The 1,366-nt window shown below is 48.0% G+C and carries 1 protein-coding gene; it reads left to right on the forward strand.

All coding sequences use genetic code 11. The features are described from left to right. Positions 1 to 130 precede the first annotated feature (130 nt). Positions 131 to 1,366: branched-chain amino acid transport system II carrier protein (gene brnQ / locus R8N49_RS24685; protein ID WP_318190163.1), on the forward strand; the 1,236-nt coding region annotated here is incomplete at its 3' end.

Below are 1,366 nucleotides of genomic sequence, written 5' to 3' on the forward strand. Positions count from 1 at the left end.
GAACTGATTCAGAGCTGACAGGCTATATCTAAACTTTCTGTCAGCTTGAGAAGAAGCTGACGGGAACAACTACATACTCTCTCCCATTCCTTTCAGTTTCTTCCAAGCGAAACGTGTAAGAGGAATAACAATGTTAAGCGCACGCAATATCGCCGCCTTAGGCTTTATGACTTTCGCCATGTATTTGGGCGCAGGTAACCTTATCTTCCCTCCATTTTTGGGTTACCAAGCGGGTGAAAACTTTTTGAGTGGAATGTCTGGATTCCTTTTAACTGGCGTGGGTCTACCTGCTTTAGCATTGGTAATGGTGGCGATCGTTAATGGCTCAGACAAGCTAACCGCTGCGCTACCAAAACCGCTAGCAACCAGTTTTTGGGTGATGGTCTTCATCGTCATCGGGCCAGCATTTGTGATTCCGCGAGCCATTACCGTCGCCTATCAATTTAGCTTCGCCCCAATCTTTGGTGAGGCGGCATTAGTGCCGTTTACGATTGCCTTTTGTGTAGCAACCATTTGGTTTGCGCTTTACCCAGGTAAGTTGGTTGATAACTTAGGCAAAATCCTAACACCGGCGTTAATGGCGATTTTGATCATCATGTCTGTCACTGCCTTGATTTACCCAGCAGGTGAGTTGACACAAGCCAGTGGCCCATACGTGAGTGGTGCGTTTGCAGAAGGTCTGACGCAAGGGTACATGACGATGGATGCGTTGGGCTCAATTGGCTTTGGTTGGATCATTTTCCGTGCTATTCGCAGCATGGGAGTGGACTGCCCGAGAGCAACGGCGAAATACACTCTAATTGCAGCCTTAATGTACGCTGTCGCGATGGCGTTTGTTTACATTTCGTTGTCTTACATCGGTTCCACTAGCTCTTACTTAGGTTCAGAGTTTAGCAATGGTGGCGATATTTTAACGGCGTTCACCTTCAACCACTTTGGTGCGTTTGGCTCGGTGTTGTTGGGTGCAGTCATGGTATTAGCCTGTTTAACCACAGCGATTGGCGTAACAACCGCAGGCAGCGAGTTCTATGACAACACCTTTAGCAAAGTGAACTACAAAAGCTGTGTCGTCATCACCATGGTACTGTCAGGCTTTATCGCCAACATCGGTTTAGAGCAGCTATTGGCAATCACTTTACCTGCGGTTGTGGCACTTCATCCTGTGGCGATTGCTTTGATGATGATGGCGCCCGTTCGCAACAAAATGTCTCAGTTCATGTTGGTGCTTACCGCGTTCACCGCACTAGCATTTGGTTGTGTCGATGCTCTGCACATTTTGGGCTACATGCCAGAAGCTGCAGACCAATGGATGAGCCACGACATGCCTTTGTATAATGAGTTCGCGAGCTGGATTGTACCTAGTGTC

Source organism: Vibrio sp. 1978 (assembly GCF_033344345.1).